Here is a 4,496-nt window from a genome sequence, read left to right as displayed (position 1 = left end):
GGCCAGCCGCACTCTGACGCTGTCTGGCAATGCCGAACTGACGCAAAGTGGCAGTCTGGTGCAAAGTGCACTGATCCGCTACAACATAGAGCGGCAGGAGTTGCAAGCGCAAAGCGATGAAAATACCCGGCGAGTCACCACGATATTTACGCCGGAAACTAAGGACAATCCATGACGTTGAGTGCACCCAGCAAATTAGTGGCCTCTCATCTGGCGAAAAGCTACAAAGGCCGTCAGGTGGTAAAAGATGTCAGCCTCGAAGTCAACGCCGGGCAAATTGTTGGTCTGCTAGGCCCTAATGGTGCCGGTAAAACCACCACCTTTTATATGATTGTTGGCTTAGTGCCATCAGATAAAGGCAGTATCATTCTTAATGGCGAAGACATGACCTTTGCCCCTATTCATCAGCGTGCCCGTGCCGGCATTGGCTATTTACCGCAAGAAAGCTCCATTTTTCGCAAATTAACCGTGCATGAAAACTTACTGGCCATTTTGCAAACCCGCAAAGCATTAAGCAACAGCAGACGCGAAGAGTTGGCTGATGACTTGCTTGAAGAGTTCCATATTGGTCATATCAAACATAGCCTGGGCATGAGTTTATCTGGTGGTGAACGGCGCCGGGTAGAAATTGCCCGCGCTCTGGCCGCTGATCCGGCGTTTATTTTACTGGATGAACCTTTTGCCGGAGTTGACCCTATTTCGGTACTGGATATAAAAAAAATTATTCAACACTTGTGCCAGCGTGGTATCGGCGTGTTAATTACTGATCATAATGTGCGTGAAACGCTCGATGTCTGTGAAATAGCCTATATTGTCAGCCATGGCGAGCTGATTGCTGCCGGCCCCCCACAAGAAGTGTTGGCAAATCAGCAAGTACGTGATGTATACCTGGGTGAACAATTCAGGCTATAGTTAGTTTATAAACGCCACCACAGCATGACGCGGCTAAACGGGAGAAAAAAATAACGACATGAAGCCCTCTTTGCAACTTCGCTTAGGCCAACAACTGACCATGACACCGCAACTGCAGCAAGCAATTCGCTTGTTACAATTGTCGACTATGGAGTTGCAGCAGGAAATACAGGAGGCACTTGATGCTAATCCACTGCTGGAAGGCGAAGACGAATACGACAGCTTTAATGGCGAAATGGAACCGCAACAACCTGATCGTGAGCACACGACAGACAACAGTCTGACAACAGATGACTACGGTCATGACGAGCCCACCGAACCCGACAGCAGTGAGGCGATGACCGAGCAAAACATCCAGGAAGACTTGCCGCTGGATAATCAATGGGATGACTTAGTCAGCGCTGCGCCCGTTAGTGCCGGCAATAGCATGGATGATGATAATGTCTATCAGGGCGAAACCAGTGAGAGTTTGCAAGATTACTTGCGCTGGCAAATGCAATTAACGCCTTTTTCTGACACTGACCGTACTATTGCCGAAATCATTATTGAAGCCATTGACGAAGGCGGCCTACTCACCATCAGTTGTGACGATATCCTTGAATCGCTTGGCCTGCCCGATGTTGAGGCCGATGAGGTAGAAGCGGTGATCAAACGCATCCAGCTATTTGATCCTGTGGGCGTCGGCGCGCGTTCAGTGCAGGAATGCCTGTTAGTGCAATTAAAACAATTTGACCCGGCTACGCCCTATTTACGTGAGGCGCAGCTATTGATTAGCGATTATGCTGACTTTTTAGCGAATCGGGACTTTCGTTCTTTGCTGCGCGTGACTAAACTCAAAGAAGAAGAGTTAAAAGAGGTGATGCGGTTAATTCATAGCCTGAATCCGCGCCCTGGCGCCGATGTTATTCGCGAGGAGCAGCAGTATGTGATCCCCGATGTCACCGTCAGCAAAGTGAAAGGCCGCTGGCAGGTGGAGCTAAACCCGGATGCCATACCAAAGGTACGGATTAATCAGCAATATGCCGCTATGTCCCGTAATGCCAAAAGCTCTGCTGATAGCCAGTTCATCCGGTCGCACCTGCAGGAGGCAAAATGGTTTCTGAAAAGTCTGGAAAGTCGCAACGAAACATTGCTCAAGGTAGCAAACTGTATTGTGCAGCAACAACAAGCTTTTTTTGAACATGGCGAAGAAGCAATGAAACCTATGGTGCTGAATGATGTTGCCGAAATGGTCAGTATGCATGAGTCGACCATTTCCAGGGTCACCACGCAAAAATATATGCATAGCCCGCGAGGTATTTTTGAACTTAAATTCTTTTTTTCCAGTCATGTTAGTACAGAGAGCGGTGGTGAGTGTTCCTCAACGGCCATTCGCGCTTTTATCAAAAAATTAGTGGCGGCAGAAAATCCGGCTAAACCGCTGAGTGATAGCAAAATGGCAGAGATTTTATCTGATCAAGGCATTAATGTGGCACGCCGTACCATTGCCAAATACCGCGAAGCTTTATTTATACCGCCATCTAATCAACGTAAGACCTTGCTTTAAGTGTTCTAAACAGAAGGAAAATGTCTATGCAAATCAACCTAACTGGTCGTCATGTCGAAATCACCACAGCCTTAAGAGAGTATGTAGACAATAAATTTGCTAAGCTGGAGCGCCATTTTGATCATATTAACAATGTACATGTCATCCTAAACGTGGAAAAATTGAAGCAGATCGCAGAAGCTAAGTTGCACCTGAATGGTGGCGAAGTGTTTGCGGCCTCAGAAGACGAGAATATGTATGCTGCTATCGACCAGTTGATTGATAAGCTGGACCGGCAGGTCATTAAACACAAAGAAAAGATAGCCCGACATTAATCAGCGTATGATGAACTTAAGCACTATGCTCGCCGAGAACTGCACCAAGAGTGCAGTTCTTTTTAACAGTAAAAAACGTATTCTGGAATACATAGCCGAACTGGCACAGCAACAGCTGCCTGACATGACGGAATATAGTATTTTAGAAGCACTCATGACCCGTGAAAAGCTCGGCTCCACCGGCATAGGCGGTGGTATTGCTATCCCTCATGGTAAATTACAGAGCGTCAGCAAACCCATGTTGGTATTTGTAGTGAGCAAAGATCCTATCCCCTTTGACGCTATTGATAACCAGGCAGTGGATATTTTTTGCGCTATTTTAATTCCACAAGAACAATGTCAGGCGCATTTGACTACTCTATCCGGTATTGCCAAATTATTAAGTCAAAAGGAGCTGACCCGCAAAATTCGCCATGCAGCCTCCGATCACGATCTTTATCAGTTATTAATGGAATATAGCCAACAAGGGACTGACACATGAAACTGCTGGTGGTAAGTGGCCGCTCTGGCTCAGGTAAATCTGTCGCACTCAGAGTAATGGAAGATTTAGGCTACTATTGCGTTGACAATATTCCGGTCAACTTACTACCTACCCTGGCAACCACGGTTATGGGGCAGTATGAAAGGGTAGCGGTAAGTATTGATGTGCGTAACTTACCGCAAGACCCCGATGAGCTGACCGAAATTTTGTCATATTTACCCCGCAAGTTAGAACTAACCATTCTCTATCTTGATGCGGATCACACCAGCCTGATTAAGCGCTTTAGTGAAACACGCCGTTTGCATCCGTTATCACATCAGGCGATGTCGCTGGATGAGGCCATTTCACAAGAACAGCACTTGTTAGACCCGATCTCCAGCCGTGCCGATTTGTATATCGACACCACCGAAATGAATGTGCATCAGTTAGCAGAACAGCTGCGTGAACGCATTCTTGGCCAGAAAAGTGGCAAACTGGTGATGTTGTTCGAATCTTTTGGCTTTAAATATGGCATTCCCAAAGATGCCGACTTCGTGTTTGATGCCCGCTTCTTACCCAATCCACATTGGGAGCCGGATTTGAAACCCCTTACCGGTTTAGACCAATCCGTGAAAGATTTTTTAGCCTCGCAAGCCGTGGTGGCCAAGTATATTTGGCATATCAACAGCTTTGTCAGCAGCTGGTTACCACATCTTGAACGCAATAACCGCAGCTATCTGACCATTGCCATTGGCTGTACCGGTGGGCAGCACCGCTCAGTATATATTGCCGAAAGCCTGGCCGAGAGCTATCGCAGCCAGCGCGATGATGTGCAAATTCGTCATCGCGAGTTGGTACGTCACCATGGACGCTAAACTCAGCGCCACAGTAACCATCATTAATTCACTAGGTTTGCATGCGCGCGCCGCGACTAAGCTGGCGGTATTATGTCAACAGTTCAGTGCCCGCATTGAACTGATGCAAGATGGCAAAGCCGCAGATGCCTCCAGTGTACTGGCGCTACTAATGCTGGCCAGTAGCCCTGGTAAAACGGTTGAAGTTACTGCACAAGGCCCTGATGCGGCCGCCGCATTAGCAGCGGTAACAGCGCTCATTAATAATGGGTTTGATGAAACCTAGCCGCTGTACACCTTATAACCGATGCGGTTAACTTCCGACTGCACCTGACCGATAACATTTATTTTTTTGCTTTAGTCTGCTAGAGCGTGTTGATCTTTGCGGTATGAAAAATAGGCGGCAAATG

At 47.4% G+C, this 4,496-nt stretch carries 6 protein-coding genes; all 6 read left to right on the top strand.

The genetic code is table 11. The features are described 5' to 3' along the window. Positions 1–171: 171 nt before the first annotated feature. Genes lptB through V7D78_RS16155 form a run of 6 tightly spaced genes read left to right on the top strand, consistent with a single transcriptional unit; the run spans position 172 to position 4,372 of the window. Entirely contained in the window at positions 172–912 is a 741-nt protein-coding gene (gene lptB / locus V7D78_RS16180) for an LPS export ABC transporter ATP-binding protein (protein WP_333609492.1), read from the top strand. Positions 913–970: 58 nt separating this feature from the next. Beyond that, positions 971–2,458, top strand: coding sequence for an RNA polymerase factor sigma-54 (locus tag V7D78_RS16175; protein WP_333609491.1), 1,488 nt, complete (start codon positions 971–973; stop codon positions 2,456–2,458). A gap of 26 nt (positions 2,459–2,484) precedes the next feature. Next, on the top strand, positions 2,485–2,772 hold the full coding sequence (hpf, locus tag V7D78_RS16170) for a ribosome hibernation promoting factor (protein ID WP_333609490.1): 288 nt from the start codon (positions 2,485–2,487) through the stop codon (positions 2,770–2,772). 7 nt (positions 2,773–2,779) lie between these two features. After that, positions 2,780–3,253: a PTS IIA-like nitrogen regulatory protein PtsN gene (ptsN, locus tag V7D78_RS16165; protein ID WP_333609489.1), complete on the top strand. Its 474-nt coding sequence runs from the start codon at positions 2,780–2,782 to the stop codon at positions 3,251–3,253. Further along, complete coding sequence (gene rapZ, locus V7D78_RS16160) at positions 3,250–4,107, top strand: RNase adapter RapZ (protein ID WP_333609488.1); 858 nt, start codon at positions 3,250–3,252, stop codon at positions 4,105–4,107. The genes ptsN and rapZ overlap by 4 nt, the downstream gene beginning before the upstream one ends. Beyond that, positions 4,097–4,372, top strand: coding sequence for an HPr family phosphocarrier protein (locus tag V7D78_RS16155; protein ID WP_333609487.1), 276 nt, complete (start codon positions 4,097–4,099; stop codon positions 4,370–4,372). Before rapZ ends, V7D78_RS16155 begins: the two co-directional genes overlap by 11 nt. Positions 4,373–4,496: the final 124 nt, after the last annotated feature.

This window comes from Arsukibacterium sp. (assembly GCF_036735525.1).
Classification (GTDB): Bacteria; Pseudomonadota; Gammaproteobacteria; order Enterobacterales; family Alteromonadaceae; genus Alishewanella.
The sequence above is the reverse complement of the archived record's forward strand: the minus strand, read 5'-3'. Positions and strand labels throughout refer to the sequence as shown.